Here is a 16241-nt window from a genome sequence, read left to right as displayed (position 1 = left end):
AGCGAGGCGGTCGGAAGGCCGTACATGCCTTTCCTTAAGCCTGCTCCGCAATTGCCCATCGCTTCTAGCTGCTTTCGCAGCTGCGATCACACGACTTTATCTGACCGGTTTATTGATTTCTGTGATGTTTCGCGGGTCCGGCTCCAGGCGGAGCCCGCGAAGACAAAACTCAGGCGCGCTGCTTCAACAGGTCGCGAATTTCCGAAAGCAGACGGACATCTTCCGGCGGCGGAGCAGCCGGTTCGGATTCTTTCTTCTTTTCGACGGATGCGCGCACGCGGTTCACCGCCTTGATCATCAGGAAGATGATCCAGGCAAGGATCAGGAAGTTGATGAGGACGGTGATGAAATTGCCATAGGCGAAGACGGCACCCTGAGCACGGGCAGCAGCCAGAGACGTCGCCGTCACATTGGCCGAGAGCGGCAGGAAGTAATTGGAGAAATCAAAACCGCCGCCCGTCAGAGCACCGACGACCGGCATCACGAGGTCTTCCACAATGGACGTGACGATCTTGCTGAAGGCAGCGCCGATGATCACACCGACCGCGAGATCCATGACGTTCCCGCGGGCAATAAACTCTTTGAACTCATTCAGCATACGTCTCTCCGTATATCCCCGTTGAAGGCGACCGCCGGCGCTGTCCCGCGCTGCAACCGTTCACGAAATCTAAACCAAAGCGGCCAGCGAAGAAACCTTTCTTTGCCTTTGATCAAATCGCGTGCAAGCGAGTTCTGCGGTCGCGGGCCGCACGCGGTCCAAGACTTGAGGCCGGCCACGTTTTTTCCAGTCTCGCCTTGGACTTAAGACTGATGCGGGAGGCAATTCTCAACCTCCCGGACTTGGCCTATGCTGACGCCCGGAGGAATGAGGCATGCTCTCGGGTTCGGTCATCTTCGCCTCGGCTTTCGCCTATCTGCTGCTGCTTTTCGCAGTCGCAAGCTACGGCGACAGGCGGGCCAGGAGAAAAAGCACTGCGGTCAAAGGCAGGCCGCTGGTCTATGCGCTGAGCCTTGCGATCTATTGCACGTCCTGGACCTATTTCGGCGGCATCGGGCTTGCGGCCGAGCGCGGCCTCGAATTCACCGGCATTTACATCGGCCCGATCCTGATGTTCACGCTCGGCATGCCGCTGATCCGCAAGATCATACGGCTGGCCAAGACCGAGAAGCTGACATCCGTCGCCGACTTCATTGCCGCCCGCTACGGCAAGAACCCGGCGGTGGCGGCGATCGTCGCGCTGATCTCGCTGGTCGGCGCCGTGCCCTATATCGCGCTGCAGCTGAAGGCGATCTCAAGCTCGGTCGCGGCCATGATCAACACCAGTGACTATGGCATCGGCGCCGGGCAAAGCTTCATCGACCTGCCGCTTCTCGTCACCCTGTTTCTCGCCTGCTTCGCCATCGTCTTCGGCACCCGCCACACGGATGCCACCGAACACCAGGACGGCCTGATCCTGGCGATCGCGATGGAATCGGTGGTCAAGCTGGTGGCGCTGATCACTGCCGGTCTCTACATCGTCTTCGTGATCTTCGACGGGCCGTCGCACCTGTGGGCACTCGCCCAGCAAAGCCCGGCGGTCGAGCAGGCGCTCCACTACGAAACCCCGATCGCGCGCTGGATCCTCTTGATCGTCACCTCGGCCTTCGCGATCATCATGCTGCCGCGGCAGTTTCACGTCACCGTCGTCGAGAACCGCACGGAAGGCGAACTGCGTACCGCCGGCATTCTCTTTCCGCTCTATCTCGTCGCCATCAACCTCTTCGTCCTGCCGATCGCCATCGCCGGCATCCTGACCTTCTCCGGCTCCGGCGACGCCGACCTCTATCTGCTGACGCTGCCGCTCGCCAACGGCCTGCCGCTGTTGACGCTGATCACCTTCATCGGCGGTTTTTCCGCCGCGACGGCGATGGTCATCGTCGCGTCGGTGGCGCTGTCGATCATGATCTCCAACGATATCGTCATGCCGGTGTTCCTGCGTCGAAACCTCGGCCAGCGCGGCGGGCTGCAGGAAAATCTTGCCGGTACCCTCCTCAACATCCGGCGCACGGCGATCTTCGTCGTGCTTTTGCTCGGCTATGCCTATTACCGCTCCGCCGACATCAGCGCCGGCCTCGCCTCGCTCGGCCTTCTGTCCTTCGTCGCGATCTCACAGATGGCCCCGTCCCTGCTCGGTGGCCTGGTCTGGCGCCAGGCCAATGCCCGTGGCGCGATCTGCGGCATGGTCTCGGGTTTCTTCGTCTGGGCCTATCTCCTGTTCCTGCCAAGCCTCGGCGGGCCTGACAATTCGCATGTCGCAACTACGGTGCTGAGCTTCCTGCTGCCCTTCACCGACGTCTTTTCCGGAGCCGACGCCGACCCGCTGGTCAACGCCACGACCCTCAGCCTGCTCGTCAACCTGACCATGTATGTGCTCGCCTCCCTGACGCGCGCGCCCAAGCCGCTCGAACGGTACCAGGCCGGGGTCTTCATCACCAGGCGCTCGCGCAGCGAAAGAGCGTTTCGCGGCCGCAAGACCAAGGTCACCGTTCGCGATCTCAAGGCGACGATCGCGCGCTACATGGGCGACGAGCGCATGCAGCGCTCGTTCCACACCTATGAGCGCCAGTCCGGGCGCTGGCTCGACGACAATGCGCCGGCCGACATGGCACTGGTGCATTTTTCCGAACAACTGCTTGGCAGCGCCATCGGCTCGTCTTCGGCCCGCCTCGTCTTTTCGCTGGTGCTGCAACGGGTCGACGACACCTCGTCGGACACGGCCTGGCTGCTCGACCAGGCAAGCGAAGCGCTGCAGTACAATCAGGACATGCTTCAGACCGCGCTTTCGCAGATGGACCAGGGCATTGCCGTCTTCGACAACGCCAACAACCTGATCATCTGGAACAGGCGCTTCCGCCAGCTGCTTGACCTGCCGGAGGCGGCGGGCCAGGTGGGCTTTCCGCTCGCCGACATCGTCGCCATCCTCACCAAGCGCGGTGACATCCGCAAGGAGGACGAGAAGCGGCTGATCGCCAACTTCCTGACGCTCGACAAGCCGTTCCTGCTTGAGCTCGGCAACGGCCAGCAGATCATCGAAGTGCGCACCAATGCCATGCCCGACAAGGGCATCGTCACGACCTATACCGACATCACCCAGCGGGTCGCCGCCGACATGGCGCTGAAACAGGCCAACGAGACGCTGGAGCTGCGTGTCGCCGAGCGTACCGGTGAACTTACCCGGGTCAACCACGAGCTGGCCGAAGCGCGCGCTGCGGCCGAAGAGGCCAATATCGGCAAGACGCGGTTCTTTGCCGCCGCCGGCCACGACATCCTGCAGCCGCTCAATGCCGCCCGGCTCTACTCATCCTCGCTGGTCGAGCGACTGGGAGAATCCGACAACAGCACGCTGGTGGAAAACATCGATTCGTCGCTCGAGTCGGTGGAAGCCATTCTCGGCGCCGTACTCGATATCTCCCGCCTTGATACCGGCGCGATGAAGGCGCGGCTGCAGTCCGTACCGCTCAACGATCTCCTGCGCCGCGTCGAAACGGATTTTGCACCGATGGCGCGGGCAAAGGACCTCGAACTGGTGGTGATGCCGACATCGCTAGTGGTGCGCACCGATCCGAACCTGCTCAGGCGCGTCGTCCAGAACCTGGTCTCGAACGCGGTCAAATATACGCTTCGCGGCAAGGTGCTCGTCGGCGTGCGCCGGCGCGGCAAGATGGTGACGATCGAGGTGCTCGATTCCGGCATCGGCATTCCCGCATCGAAGTTCCGCACGGTCTTCAAGGAGTTCGCACGGCTCGACGAGGGCGCGCGCACCGCATCTGGCCTCGGCCTCGGGCTTTCCATCGTCGACCGTATTTCGCGCGTGCTCAACCACCCCGTCAGCCTGCAGTCGAAACCCGGAAAGGGCACCGGCTTCAAGGTCACCGTGCCGCTCGATCCGACCGCTGGAGAACAGGTCACCGTCGGGCCTGCCCCGACGACGAAGGCAAGCGAGGCGCTCAACGGGTTGCGCGTGCTCTGCATCGATAACGAGCCGCGCATCATCGAAGGCATGCGGGTGCTGCTGTCGGGTTGGGGATGTATCGTCACGACGGCGGAATCGCTGGACGCCTGCACGCAAATGTCGGCGTCCGCGCAGGAGCGTCCGCATGCCATCATTGCCGACTACCACCTCGACGACGGCACCGGCATCGAGGCGATCGCGCGCATCCGGGCGCTGTTTGGCGAAAACATCCCGGCCCTGCTGGTCACTGCCGACCGATCGCCGGAAGTCCGAGGTGCTGCGGAACGCGACGGCGTCGGCCTGCAGAACAAGCCGGTTCGCCCCGCCGCAATGCGCGCGTGGCTGACCCAGCTTTCAACGGCGGCGAAAGCGGCGGCGGAGTAAGCGCTGATCCGGTGACTTCAGGCCGCCGCGACCGTTCCTATCTTCGAAAGCTGGATGACCGCCTGCGTGCGGCTGTCGACGTTGAGCTTCAACAGGATGGCCGAGACATGCGCCTTGATGGTCGCCTCGGAAACCCCGAGTTCATAGGCGATCTGCTTGTTGAGCAGGCCCTCGCCGAGCATGCTGAGCACACGCGATTGCTGCGGCGTCAATGTCTGCAGCCGCTGCAGGAGATCAGCCACCTCGGGCTCGTATTCCTGCCCCTGCGTGTAGCCGGCCGGCACGAAGACTTCGCCGGCCATGACTTTCTCGATACCACCGCGGATTTCCTCGATGCCCGCCGATTTCGACAGGAAGCCGGATGCACCTAGATCGAGAGCCCGGTGGATCGTCGCGGGATCGTCATGGGCAGACACCACCATGACAGGCAGGCTTGGAAATTCGGCGCGCAGCGCAATCAGGCCCGACAGGCCACTGACGCCGGGCATGGTCAGGTCGAGCAGCATCAGGTCGGCATCGGGACAATCGGCGGCAGCTTTGCGGGCGGCGGCAAAGTCGCCGGCTTCGACGATGGCAGGCGCACCGGCCATGCCGCTCAATGCCTGCCGCATCGCGCCACGAAACAGCGGGTGATCGTCTGCGATGATGATGGTCATGTCCGGCGTCATGTCGCTCCCTCCCAAGAGCTTCGGCTACAACCCGCGTCCCCACGCCGGTTGTCGCCGCACGGTCCGTCCGACCCGTCAGGTCTTCTGCGGCGACGCGGGGTCGCTGCTGCCTTCAAGATCCTTCACGATATCCATGAACTTGCGCATCATTCTTTCCATGATGCCCATTGTCCGGTCAATCTCTTCATCGGTCGGAAGGTCCTGTTTTGCAACGCCTCCACCGGATTCGACAACCCTTTCGAGCGTATCGACCCGCTTGGTCAGCAGATCCAGCTCCAGCTCGAAGGCCGTGCGCTCGTCAGCGGCCATGCGGCAGACGAGCTGACCGTCCTTCTCCTGGCAAAGCGAGACTTCGCCGGTCTGGGTGTCGAGCCGGGCGATGCCGGTGTCAGACTTCTGCATGGCGTAGCGACCGGGTGCCGGCTCTTGGGCGCGCGCGCCTGCGGCTACGCCAAAGCTAGCGGCGACCAGCAGAACTGCGATTGCTTTGTTCATTGCTTCCTCTCCGTTGCGGACATCAGGGCGGAAATCCGCCGGTGAACGACCTTCAGCAATGGACAATCGCCGATATTTGCGGCAAGGCCACGACAGGATATCACGACGGACAAGCGGGCATCATGAGCTCAATCATATACAAGATCGTTCCGGCCGCACTATGGCAGGAAGCCAGGCGCACCGGCCGTTTCGATGGCGCACCCATCGACCTTACAGACGGCTTCATCCACTTTTCGACCGGTGAGCAGGCAATCGAAACCGCCGCCCGCCACTTCGAAGGGCAGGAAGGCCTGCTGCTGGTCGCGATCGATGGCGATGCGCTCGGCGAAGAGCTTGTCTTTGAGCCCTCGCGCGGCGGTGCCCTTTTCCCGCATCTCTATGCCCCGCTGTTCCTGTCGGCCGTGCTCTGGGAAAAGCCGCTGCCGCTCGGCGCAGACGGCCGTCACGTCTTCCCGGAACTCGAAGCATGAACAATCCCTTTGCCAATCTCGCCCGCCGCGGCCTCTTTCTCTTCGATCCGGAAGCCGCTCACGGCCTGTCGATCAAGGCGCTGAAGACCGGCCTCGTGCCGAGCTGTCCGACCGGGCAGGACAAGCGGCTCGCCCAGACCGTTGCCGGCCTCGTCTTCCCCAATCCGCTCGGCATGGCCGCCGGCTACGACAAGAACGCCGAAGTGCCGGAAGCACTGTTGAAGATCGGCTTCGGCTTCACCGAAATCGGCACGGTGACGCCGCGCCCGCAATCGGGCAACGACAAGCCGCGCATCTTCCGCCTGGTTGAAGACGAAGCGGTGATCAATCGCCTCGGTTTCAACAACGAGGGCCATGGCGCCGCCTTGGCGCGCCTCAAGGCATGCTCGCGCAGCGCGCTAATCGGCGTCAATATCGGCGCCAACAAGGACAGCGCCGACCGTATCGGCGACTATGTCAGCGGCATTCACACCTTCTATTCGGTCGCCAAGTATTTCACCGCCAACATCTCCTCGCCGAACACGCCGGGCCTTCGCGACCTGCAGGCGCGCGAAAGTCTCTCGGCACTTCTCTCGGCCGTGCTTGCCGCACGCGACGAGGAAGCCGCGCGCAGCAACAGGCACGTGCCGGTCTTCCTCAAGATCGCACCCGATCTGACCGAAGAAGGCATGGACGACATCGCCGCCGAGGTACTGGCGCACAAGCTCGACGGGTTGATCGTTTCCAACACGACGCTCGCGCGCGATGGCCTCAAGGACCAAGCCCAGGCGAAGGAAGCTGGTGGCCTTTCCGGCAAGCCGCTGTTTGAAAAATCGACGGCTGTTCTTGCCCGCATGCGCAAACGCGTCGGCCCTGTCCTGCCGATCATCGGCGTCGGCGGCGTCAGCTCGGCCGAAACCGCTGCGGAGAAGATCCGCGCCGGCGCCGATCTGGTGCAGCTCTATTCCTGCATGGTCTACGAAGGACCGGCGCTTCCAGGAAGGATCGTGCGCGGGCTTTCCGATCTCTGCGATCGCGAGGGGCTGACATCGATCCGCGATCTGCGCGACAGCCGCCTCGACTACTGGGCCGAGCGAAAGGTCTGACCGGCTTTTGCCGGAATTCTGGCGAGCAGGAACAGGCCGCGCATCAACAGGAACAGGTTGAGCCCCGCCCATAGGCCGTGATTGCCGAAGGCGGGCACAAGGATCGCCAGGGCCGCGACATACCCGGTAAGCGCCGCCAACATCATGTTGCGCATGTCGCGCGACCAGGTGGCGCCGATGAAGACCCCATCCATCAGGAAGGCAAGCGCGCCGGTCATCGCCGTCAGGGCGGCCCAGGGCAGATACGCGTAAGCGACCGCGCGGACATCCGGCGCCGTCGTCAGGAGGTCGACAAGCCCGTGGCCGAAAAGCAGAAGCGCCACGGTTGTCACGACGGCAAGGCCGAGCGACCAGGTCATCGTCAGCTTCAGCGCCCGATCGAAGGCAGGACGGTAATGGGCGCCGATCGAACGGCCGATCAGTTGCTCGGCAGCGTTGGCAAGGCCATCGAGATAGTAGCCGGCGACAAGAAAAACGGTCATCAACACCGCATTCGCAGCCAACGTCACCGGGCCGAAAGCAGTGCCTATGCGTGTCATGAGCGCGAAGGCCGCGACGAGAACGAAGGAGCGGATCATGATGTCGCGGTTAAGCCCGAACAGCGGCCGGAGCCGCTCGCGGTCGAAGATCATCGCCCAGCTCGGCGCGTCCTTTCTGTCAAAACGGCTATAGACGATGGCAAAGCCGGCCATGGCGCCGATGACCTCGCCGGTGACGGTTGCGATCGCGACACCCAGGACCCCCCAGCCCAAAACCAGCCCGAGCAGGATCGACAGCACGATGTTGACCCCGTTGATCAGGGCCTGCAGCAACAGCCCGGTCGTGCCTTGGCCGCGGCCGAGCACAAAGCCGAGGATGGCATAGTTGGCGAGTGCCGCCGGAGCCGAGAGCATGCGACAAAGGAAATAGGTGCGCGTCACAGCCGCCACTTCTGCAGGCGGGTCCATGAGCCAGAGACCACCGGCAAGCAACAGCGGTGACAGGGCGACGACCGCAACACCGGCGGTAAGCGCAATGACCAGCGAGCGCCAGAACACGGCCTGCTGTTCGCGCCGGTCACCCCGACCATAGGCCTGTGCGACGAGACCCGTTGTGGCAGCGCGCAGGAAATTGAACGTGGTGAAAATCAGATCGAAGATGATCGCCCCGACCGCGAGCCCGGCGAGCAACGTCGCCTGCCCCATGCGGCCAACGACCGCCGTATCGACGAGACCGAGCAACGGCGTGGTGAGAAAACCGAGCGTCATCGGCAGCGCGATCGCAAGGATCAACCGGTGGGTAACATGGAATGGCCCGGCGGGATCGCTCGGCGAAGCGGGAGAAGCAGCGGTCATCGAACGGTTCCGGCGGAATGAGTGCGGGACGACCGTTTTAGGGAAAGATCATAGGCGGACGCAAGGTGTCGCGAGAGACCGTTGCAATCGACACCAACGCAACGGCGCAAAGCCCCTCACCCTAACCCTCTCCCCGCGCGCGGAGAGGGAACATGTACCGGCTGCAGCTACCCGCGGTATGGTCCGTTTGCAGGCAGGGCTGCCGCTCTATCGAAAAGGCTTCTGAAACAAGCGCGACATGCCGATGGCAGGCGAAACGGCGCGGCATCGCCCCTTCGCCCCGCTTGCGGGGAGAAGGTCCCGACAGGGGGATGAGGGGCAGCATCTGCCGTAGACAGAAAAACAGGCAGTCAGCCCGAAAGCACCATGGCCCAATAGGGTCGATTGCCGGAAGCGGCGTTTTGCACCACGGCGACGCCGAGACCGCGATAGTTGCCGAGCATGTTTTCCAGATGCTTCGGCGACCTATACCAGGCGTCATAGGCGCGCTCGGCGTCGTCCTGGCCGACGGCGATGTTTTCGGCAGCCGGCAAGGTGACGCCGTCGCTTTTCATCCGGTTGTAGAAGCTGTCGTTCCAACCGATCAGATGCTGCATCTTGCCGACCTTGGCCATCCGCGCGGCCTGGTTCATGGCTGCAACCGAAGCGGCCTTGTCGGCCACCAGTGGCGGCAGGCCCTTGGTCTTGCGCAGCGCATTGACATAACCGAGGCTCACTGCCGTCTGGTCGCTGCCGGTGCCGGTTGCCGGCGTCAGGACGTTGGATGTCGTGCAGCCGGCGAGCATGCCGAGCGACAGGACGGCGCCGGCGCGCAAAAGAGCGCGCCGCTCGATGACGAAAAGTTGGTCCTTCATATTCACCGCCGGTAGCTCATCACACGCAGGATGATAAACGCCGGAATGACGATGGCAGCCCCCAGGAGCAGATAATCGCCAACACGACCGAGAGCAGAAAAGCCGGTATGCCAGAGATCGAGCAGGAAGTTGCGGATGCCGAAATAGATATCGGCGGGGTACCAGCCGAAAACGGTCATGACGAAGCCGACGAGGATCGACACCACGACGAGCTTGACGAGGACGCGCAGCGGCGAATCCCCCAAAAATCTGTTCACTCCGTCCGACATCGGCGAAATACTCCTGTTTCCCTTCACATAAGCTGCCATTCGCACCCTCGCAAGTCACCGGAAAGGGCGGGCATCCGCCCGCCTTTCAGATTCCGCTTGTGTTTTGCCCAGCCCGGCGTCAGAAGCGCTGATCGCAACCAACATCTCACATTGATGACGCTCAACCAGCTCTCCTCCGGCGACCTGATCGCCGACCGCCGCGCCGACTACGCAAAAATGCTTGCCGAGGCCGGCGAGCCCGAGAGTGCGGCCGATCTCATGGGCCAAGCGCTCGAGCGCGTACCCGAGTGGGCTGCCGGCTGGTTCCGGCTGGCGGACTATGAGGAAAAATCGGGCCGGAAAGAGGCGGCGATCGATGCGCTGCGCAAAACCTTGGTCCTCAACCCGAAAGACATTTTTGGCGCGGGGCTGAAACTGGCGCTCTTGGGTGCCACCGAGATGCCGGAACAACCGCCAAGCCTCTATGTCGAGCGGCTGTTCGACGACTACGCCGATCGCTTTGACCATGCGCTGGTCGAGAAGCTCGACTACACCGTGCCGGAAAAACTTGCCGCGTTGATCGAACGATCGACGGCGGGCGCGCATTTCGAGCATGTGGTCGACCTCGGTTGTGGCACCGGGCTGTTCGGCGAGCGCATCCGCGAGCGTGCTGCATTTCTCGAAGGTTTCGACATTTCCGCCAACATGTTGGCGAAGGCAGAGACGAAGGCCGTCTATGACCGGCTGGCGCGGGCCGATCTTTCTCAGCCTCCCGAACAATCCGGTGTCTTCGGCAATTTCGCCGTCGCTCGCGCCGATCTCGTCAGTGCGGCCGACGTCTTGATGTATCTCGGCGGTCTCGATGGCGTCGCCGGGATCGTCGGCGAACTGCTTTCCAGCCAGGGCCTGTTTGCCTTCTCGGTTGAGGATGCCGGCGCGGTGGATGGCTTCGTCCTGCGCCCGTCGCTGCGCTACGCGCACAGCGAGGCCTATGTCCGCGACCTTCTCGCTTCACACGGCCTGGAAATGGTGGCCGTGGAGCGGACCGTCATCCGCATGGATGCAGGCCAGCCGATCACCGGCATCCTGTTTCTCGCCCGCAAGCCTCTCTAAAAACGCAGGGCTGGTTCGCAAAAATACGTCAGCATTACTGACGTATTTTTCTTGATTGTTTTTGTGCATTGCAGCATTGCTTGGCCATCGCAATCGAGGTTTTTGCCATGGCTCTGAGCAGCAGCGTTTTCGGTCTTTGGAACACCAGCCCGACCCGGCACACGCCGATCGAGGACCTGCAGGGTATTTTCTCCGGCAGCCTAATTGCAGCGCTCGGCCTTTATTTCCTCGCCAGCGCCGGCCTGCTCACCGGCAGCACTGCCGGCGTCGCCTTCCTCTTGCATTATGCGACGGGCGTGAACTTCGGCCTTGCCTTCTTCCTGCTCAACCTGCCGTTCTTCTATCTCTCCTGGAAACGGCTCGGACCGGCCTTCACGGTCAAGACCTTCATCGCCATCGGCGTGACCTCGTTCCTGACCGACATCCAGTCGCGCCTGTTCCAGATCGGTGACATCCACCCGGCATGGGCGGCCCTCATCGGCGGACTGCTTCTCGGCTACGGCCTGCTGGCACTCTACCGCCACCGCGCCAGCCTCGGCGGCGTCGGCATTCTCGGCATTTATCTACAGGAGCGCTTCGGCGTTCGCGCCGGGCTGGTGCAGCTGGCGATCGACATGGTCGTTCTGGTCGCCGCCTTCGGCGTCACCAGCCCCTCGGTCGTCGCCTGGTCGGTGCTCGGCGCGGTCGTGCTCAACCTGTTCGTCGCCATCAACCACCGCGCCGATCGGTACATCGCACTCTGAGACGCCGAAACGAAAAAGCCCCGGCATCCAGGACCGGGGCTTTCGTTGTTCGATGATGGATGGTCTCAGGCGGCCTTTGCCGGTGCATCGACCGGGTGCTGCGAGCGGAAGCCGACGGCAACGCGGTTCCAGACATTGATGACGCCGATGGCCATGGTGATCTTGGTAATCTCTGCCTCGTCGAAATGCTCCTTCAGCGGTTCGAAATCCGCGTCGGGCGCGCCGGTCTGGGCCAGGTTGGTGAGCGCTTCGGTCCAGGCCAGCACCGCGCGTTCGCGGGCGTCGTAGATCGGCGATTCGCGCCAGGCGCAGATCAGGTGGATCCATTGCTCGCTGAGGCCGCTATGGCGCGCCTCCTTCACATGCATGTCGATGCAATAGGCACAGCCGTTGATCTGCGAGGCGCGCAGCTTGATCAGGTGGATCAGGCGCGGCTCCAGCCCTGAGTCCTTGATGATGTAGTTGTCGAAAGCGGCCGCAGCCTTGTAAGCGTCAGGGGCGGCTTTGACGGGGTTCAAACGCGGATGCATGGTCTTCTCCTTCAGGTAGCTGGATCGAGGTTTCAGGCGCCGGCGGCCGATTTGCGCTCGTTGGCCGCCAGGAATGTGTTGGTTCGCGCCGAGATGCTGCCGTCGTCCAGGGCGCCCAGATCTTGCTTGATGTCGGCGATGGTCACGCGCCGAAGCTCGGCACGGTAAGCCTGCTCGGCTTTCAGCATCGCGACGTTGATCGTGCACGGCGCCTTCGGCTTGCAGGCATAGGGATTGGGACCGCGCAATCGGATCTCGTTGCAGCGGAACGCCGGTTCCGGCCCTTCGACCGCGAGCACGATATCGAGCAGGCTGATCTTTGCCGGAAGGCGAGCGAGCCGATAGCCGCCCTTCGGGCCGGGGACCGCTTCAAGCAGCCCTGCCCCGGACATCGCCTGCAGGTGCTTCAGGAGATAGCTCGTGGACACCCCATGAAATTCGGCAAGAGCTGCCGCCGACAGCGTGCTGCCGGGCTGAAGACAGCTCAGCATGGTCACGCTGTGGATTGCCTGCTCGACACCGTCCCCGAGTTTCATTCGCCCACCCTCTTAATCATGGATATTTTTTATCCGCGATTCGACAACTGGTCAATCGCCGCATGATCGCCCAGGCTCCGGTCTTCTCTTTTGCCGGATTTGATCTACCTTTGTTCTCCGTGAACAGGATCGATTCCCCGCGCCCGCAAGGCGATGCGCTAACCTTGCCCACCCCTTTCCTTCGCTGGTTCGGCGAAAAGGGCTGGCAACCCCGCGCCCATCAGCTGGAACTGCTGGCACGGGCGGAGGCTGGCGAAAGCACGCTTCTGATCGCGCCGACCGGAGCGGGCAAGACGCTCGCAGGCTTTCTCCCTTCCCTCGTCGACCTTACCCGTCGCGGAAAAATTCCGCCGGGCTCGGCCTTCAGGGGCATTCACACGCTCTATCTCTCGCCGCTGAAGGCGCTGGCCGTCGATATCGAGCGCAATCTGATGAAGCCGGTCGACGAGATGGGTCTGCCGGTGCGCGTCGAAAACCGCACCGGCGACACGCCGCAGGCCAAGCGCCAGCGCCAGAAACTCAACCCGCCCGACATTCTCTTGACGACGCCGGAGCAATTGGCGCTGCTGCTTGCCAACGGCGAGGCCGAGCGCTTCTTCAAGGATTTGCGTTACGTCGTCTTCGACGAGCTGCATTCGCTGGTCACGTCGAAGCGTGGGCATCTGCTGTCGCTCGGCCTTGCCCGGCTGCGCCGACTGGCGCCGTCGCTGCAGACGATCGGGCTTTCGGCGACGGTTGCTGATCCGATGGATCTGCAGCACTGGCTGGCGCCGCAGTCGCCCGACACAGCCGGCCTGGCCGGCCTCGTGACCGTCAAGGGCGGCGCCAAACCGCAGATCTCCATCCTGCGCACCGACGAGCACGTGCCCTGGGCGGGACACTCGGCACGTTACGCCATTGCGGATGTCTACGAAGCGATCAAGGAGCACGGCACCACCCTGCTGTTCGTCAACACCCGCAGTCAGGCGGAGCTTCTGTTCCAGGAACTCTGGACCATCAACGAAGACAACCTGCCGATCGCGCTTCATCACGGCTCGCTCGATGTCGCCCAGAGGCGCAAGGTCGAGGCGGCGATGTCGGAGAACCGCCTGCGCGCGGTCGTTGCCACCTCGACGCTCGACCTCGGTATCGACTGGGGAGATGTCGACCTCGTCGTCCATGTCGGCGCACCGAAGGGGGCAAGCCGACTTGCCCAGCGCATCGGCCGCGCCAATCACCGCATGGACGAACCTTCCAAGGCGATCCTGGTGCCGGCCAACCGCTTCGAGGTGATGGAGTGCCAGGCGGCCCTCGACGCCAACTATATCGGCGCGCAGGATACGCCTCCTGTCGGCAAGGGCGCGCTCGACGTGCTTGCCCAGCATGTGCTCGGCATGGCCTGCGCAGCCCCCTTCGATCCGCTGTCGCTGTACGAAGAGATCACCAGCGCCTCGCCCTATGCCTCACTTCCCTGGGAAACCTTCGAGCGCGTCATCGATTTCGTCGCGACCGGCGGCTATGCACTGAAGACCTATGAGCGTTATGCCCGTATCCGCAGGACCAAGGAGGGCCTCTTTCGCGTTTCCAACCCGCTGGTCGCACAGCAATACCGGCTCAATGTCGGCACCATCGTCGAATCGCCGATGCTGAACGTGCGCATGGTGAAGCGCAACCAGCGCGGCTCGCTTGGCCGTGGCGGCATGTCGCTCGGCAAGGTCGAGGAGTATTTCCTCGAGATGCTGTCGCAGGGCGATACGTTCCTGTTTTCCGGCAAGGTGCTGCGCTTCGAAGGCATCCGCGAAAGCGAGTGTCTCGTCAGCCAGGCGTTTTCCTTCGACCCGAAGGTGCCGAGCTATGCCGGCGGTAAGTTTCCGCTGTCGACCTACCTCGCCGAGCAGGTGCGCAAGATGCTCGCCGATCCGGCGCGGCGCGCGGCCCTGCCCGAACAGGTGCGCGACTGGCTGTCGCTGCAGAAGAATGTCTCGATGCTGCCGCGCGAAGACGAGCTTTTGATCGAGACCTTTCCCCGCGGCAGCCGCCACTACATGGTGATCTACGCCTTCGAGGGACGGCTGGCGCACCAGACGCTCGGCATGCTGCTCACCCGCCGGCTCGACCGTGCCGGCCTGAAGCCGCTCGGTTTCGTCGCCACCGACTACTCGCTTGCCGTCTGGGCTCTGGACGATCTCGGCGCGACGTTCCAGCTGCGGCGGAAAGCGCTTGCCGACCTCTTCGACGAGGACATGCTCGGCGACGATCTCGAAGCCTGGTTGAACGAATCCTTTCTCTTGAAGCGGACCTTCCGCAACTGCGCCGTCATTGCCGGGCTGATCGACCAGCGACATCCCGGCAAGGAGAAGACCGGCCGCCAGGTGACCGTCTCGGCCGACCTCATTTACGACGTATTGCGCGCGCACGAGCCCGACCACCTGCTGCTCGAGGCAACGCGCAACGATGCGGCAACGGGGCTTTTGGACATCGGCCGTCTCGGGGATATGCTGAAGCGAATCAAGGGCCACATCACCCATCGCCGGCTCGACCGGATTTCGCCGCTCGCCGTGCCCGTGATGCTCGAAATCGGCAAGGAGGCGGTTCAGGGCGAGGCGCAGGACTTCCTGCTATCGGAGGCCGCCGACGACCTGATCAACGAGGCGATGGGCGCCGAACCACTATAGGATGCGCCCCCCGTGTTCTCGTGAACACACGACTGCATAGTTCCTTGAATCCGATCCGATCTAGGGAAGTAGGCAGCAGATCCAAAATGTTGCAGCGTCCCTTGCGCGTCCTATCCGACGCGCGGCGCTGGAAGGACAGTGAAGAAACGCATGCACAGGCTGGCCCACGCATTATCAGCTCCCGCAGACAGCACGCTGGTTTCGGCGCGCGCCATCGTCCACGGCGTCGAAGCGGTCTGCGATCCGCTCGGCAGCCTCTATCTGCCCGAGACGAGAACACTCGTCGTTTCCGATCTGCATCTGGAAAAGGGAGCGGCCTTCGCGCGACGCGGCATGATGCTCCCGCCCTACGACACGCTTGCCACCTTGCGCGTTCTGGAAGCGGCGATCAGCCGCCACGATCCGAAACTGGTGATCAGCCTCGGCGACAATTTTCATGACCGGGTCGGATCCGTTGCCATGCCCGAGACGTTCCGTCACATGATCGCCGCGATGGCCATGGGGCGGGAATGGATCTGGATCAACGGCAACCACGACCCCGATGGCGCCTGTTGCCTGCCCGGCATTTCGCTGGACGAGTTCCGGCACGCCGGTCTTATCTTTCGCCATGAACCGTCGCGAGGCGAGGCCGCGGGCGAAATCGCCGGCCATCTGCATCCGGCGGCAACCGTCGTCCGGCGGGAGAAGTCGGTGCGGCGCGCCTGTTTTGCCACCGACGGAACGCGCATGCTGATGCCGGCCTTCGGTGTCACTACCGGCGGTCTCGACCTGCGCCATCGGGCGATGACCGGCCTGTTCGACCGCGCCAGGCTGGTCGCGCATATGCTCGGCCGCGACCGGATCTATTCGGTCCGCTTTACGAACCTGATCGCTTGAGCATCCGTCAGAATGCGTTGAAGGTCAGCGTCGTCAGCGACCGCGAGATTCCCGGAACCGTGGCGATGTTGTCGTTGATGAACTTGCCGATATCCTGGCCTTCTTCGATGTAGATCTTGAGCAAGAGGTCGTAGTCGCCGCTTGTCGAATACATTTCCGAAACGATCTCCTTGCGGTAGATCTCGTCGGCAACCTCGTAGGTCTTGCCGGGAGCGCACTGCAACTGGACGAAAATCGGTTTCATGGAATTTCCTCTGTT

16 protein-coding genes are annotated in these 16241 nt (G+C 63.0%); 7 read left to right on the top strand and 9 right to left on the bottom strand.

Annotation, left to right across the window (positions count from 1 at the left end):
• Positions 1–169: 169 nt before the first annotated feature.
• Positions 170–598, bottom strand: a complete 429-nt coding sequence (mscL, locus tag LPJGGPFB_RS04585; RefSeq protein ID WP_173418942.1) for a large conductance mechanosensitive channel protein MscL — start codon at positions 596–598, stop codon at positions 170–172.
• 274 nt (positions 599–872) lie between these two features.
• Between mscL and LPJGGPFB_RS04580 the strand changes: the two genes are divergently transcribed.
• Positions 873–4376, top strand: a complete 3504-nt coding sequence (locus tag LPJGGPFB_RS04580) for a PAS domain-containing hybrid sensor histidine kinase/response regulator (protein ID WP_173418941.1) — start codon at positions 873–875, stop codon at positions 4374–4376.
• 17 nt (positions 4377–4393) lie between these two features.
• Here the strand turns inward: LPJGGPFB_RS04580 and LPJGGPFB_RS04575 are convergent, their stop codons facing one another.
• On the bottom strand, positions 4394–5044 hold the full coding sequence (locus LPJGGPFB_RS04575) for a response regulator (RefSeq protein WP_173418940.1): 651 nt from the start codon (positions 5042–5044) through the stop codon (positions 4394–4396).
• A 75-nt stretch (positions 5045–5119) separates the two neighbouring features.
• Positions 5120–5539: a hypothetical protein gene (locus tag LPJGGPFB_RS04570; RefSeq protein WP_173418939.1), complete on the bottom strand. Its 420-nt coding sequence runs from the start codon at positions 5537–5539 to the stop codon at positions 5120–5122.
• Between the two features lie 122 nt (positions 5540–5661).
• Between LPJGGPFB_RS04570 and LPJGGPFB_RS04565 the strand changes: the two genes are divergently transcribed.
• Both LPJGGPFB_RS04565 and LPJGGPFB_RS04560 read left to right on the top strand, forming a co-directional pair.
• The gene (locus LPJGGPFB_RS04565; protein ID WP_173418938.1) at positions 5662–6009 is read left to right on the top strand and encodes a DUF952 domain-containing protein; all 348 of its coding nucleotides are present in this window, start codon (positions 5662–5664) and stop codon (positions 6007–6009) included.
• The gene (locus LPJGGPFB_RS04560; protein WP_173418937.1) at positions 6006–7094 is read left to right on the top strand and encodes a quinone-dependent dihydroorotate dehydrogenase; all 1089 of its coding nucleotides are present in this window, start codon (positions 6006–6008) and stop codon (positions 7092–7094) included. Before LPJGGPFB_RS04565 ends, LPJGGPFB_RS04560 begins: the two co-directional genes overlap by 4 nt.
• On the opposite strand, the gene LPJGGPFB_RS04555 is transcribed toward LPJGGPFB_RS04560, so the two are convergent.
• From LPJGGPFB_RS04555 to LPJGGPFB_RS04545, 3 genes are all read right to left on the bottom strand, one after another.
• Positions 7070–8428 carry an MATE family efflux transporter gene (locus LPJGGPFB_RS04555; protein WP_173418936.1) on the bottom strand — a complete coding sequence of 453 codons (1359 nt, stop codon included), beginning with the start codon at positions 8426–8428 and terminating at the stop codon, positions 7070–7072. The two genes, LPJGGPFB_RS04560 and LPJGGPFB_RS04555, sit on opposite strands and share 25 nt — an antisense overlap.
• 350 nt (positions 8429–8778) lie before the next feature.
• A complete protein-coding gene (locus LPJGGPFB_RS04550; RefSeq protein WP_173418935.1) occupies positions 8779–9282 on the bottom strand; it encodes a CAP domain-containing protein in 504 nt (167 codons plus the stop codon).
• Between the two features lie 2 nt (positions 9283–9284).
• Entirely contained in the window at positions 9285–9551 is a 267-nt protein-coding gene (locus LPJGGPFB_RS04545; protein WP_077502863.1) for a DUF6460 domain-containing protein, read from the bottom strand.
• Between the two features lie 153 nt (positions 9552–9704).
• On the opposite strand from LPJGGPFB_RS04545, the gene LPJGGPFB_RS04540 reads away from it, so the two are divergent.
• Positions 9705–10643: a class I SAM-dependent methyltransferase gene (locus LPJGGPFB_RS04540; protein ID WP_173418934.1), complete on the top strand. Its 939-nt coding sequence runs from the start codon at positions 9705–9707 to the stop codon at positions 10641–10643.
• A gap of 107 nt (positions 10644–10750) precedes the next feature.
• Positions 10751–11386 (top strand): YitT family protein, encoded by a 636-nt coding sequence (locus LPJGGPFB_RS04535; protein ID WP_173418933.1) that lies wholly within the window; start codon positions 10751–10753, stop codon positions 11384–11386.
• Positions 11387–11451: 65 nt separating this feature from the next.
• Here LPJGGPFB_RS04535 and LPJGGPFB_RS04530 read toward each other — a convergent pair whose 3' ends face one another.
• Positions 11452–11916, bottom strand: coding sequence for a carboxymuconolactone decarboxylase family protein (locus tag LPJGGPFB_RS04530; RefSeq protein ID WP_173418932.1), 465 nt, complete (start codon positions 11914–11916; stop codon positions 11452–11454).
• Positions 11917–11948: 32 nt separating this feature from the next.
• Entirely contained in the window at positions 11949–12452 is a 504-nt protein-coding gene (locus LPJGGPFB_RS04525; protein WP_173418931.1) for an Rrf2 family transcriptional regulator, read from the bottom strand.
• Positions 12453–12562: 110 nt separating this feature from the next.
• Between LPJGGPFB_RS04525 and LPJGGPFB_RS04520 the strand changes: the two genes are divergently transcribed.
• Both LPJGGPFB_RS04520 and pdeM read left to right on the top strand, forming a co-directional pair.
• Positions 12563–15106, top strand: coding sequence for a ligase-associated DNA damage response DEXH box helicase (locus LPJGGPFB_RS04520; protein ID WP_427858198.1), 2544 nt, complete (start codon positions 12563–12565; stop codon positions 15104–15106).
• Between the two features lie 150 nt (positions 15107–15256).
• The gene (gene pdeM, locus LPJGGPFB_RS04515; RefSeq protein ID WP_173418929.1) at positions 15257–15982 is read left to right on the top strand and encodes a ligase-associated DNA damage response endonuclease PdeM; all 726 of its coding nucleotides are present in this window, start codon (positions 15257–15259) and stop codon (positions 15980–15982) included.
• 7 nt (positions 15983–15989) lie between these two features.
• Here the strand turns inward: pdeM and LPJGGPFB_RS04510 are convergent, their stop codons facing one another.
• Complete coding sequence (locus tag LPJGGPFB_RS04510) at positions 15990–16226, bottom strand: Lrp/AsnC ligand binding domain-containing protein (RefSeq protein WP_053248765.1); 237 nt, start codon at positions 16224–16226, stop codon at positions 15990–15992.
• Between the last annotated feature and the right edge of the window lie 15 nt (positions 16227–16241).

This window comes from Ensifer adhaerens, from assembly GCF_013283195.1.
Taxonomy (GTDB): Bacteria; Pseudomonadota; Alphaproteobacteria; order Rhizobiales; family Rhizobiaceae; genus Ensifer; species Ensifer adhaerens_G.
The sequence above is the reverse complement of the archived record's forward strand: the minus strand, read 5'-3'. Positions and strand labels throughout refer to the sequence as shown.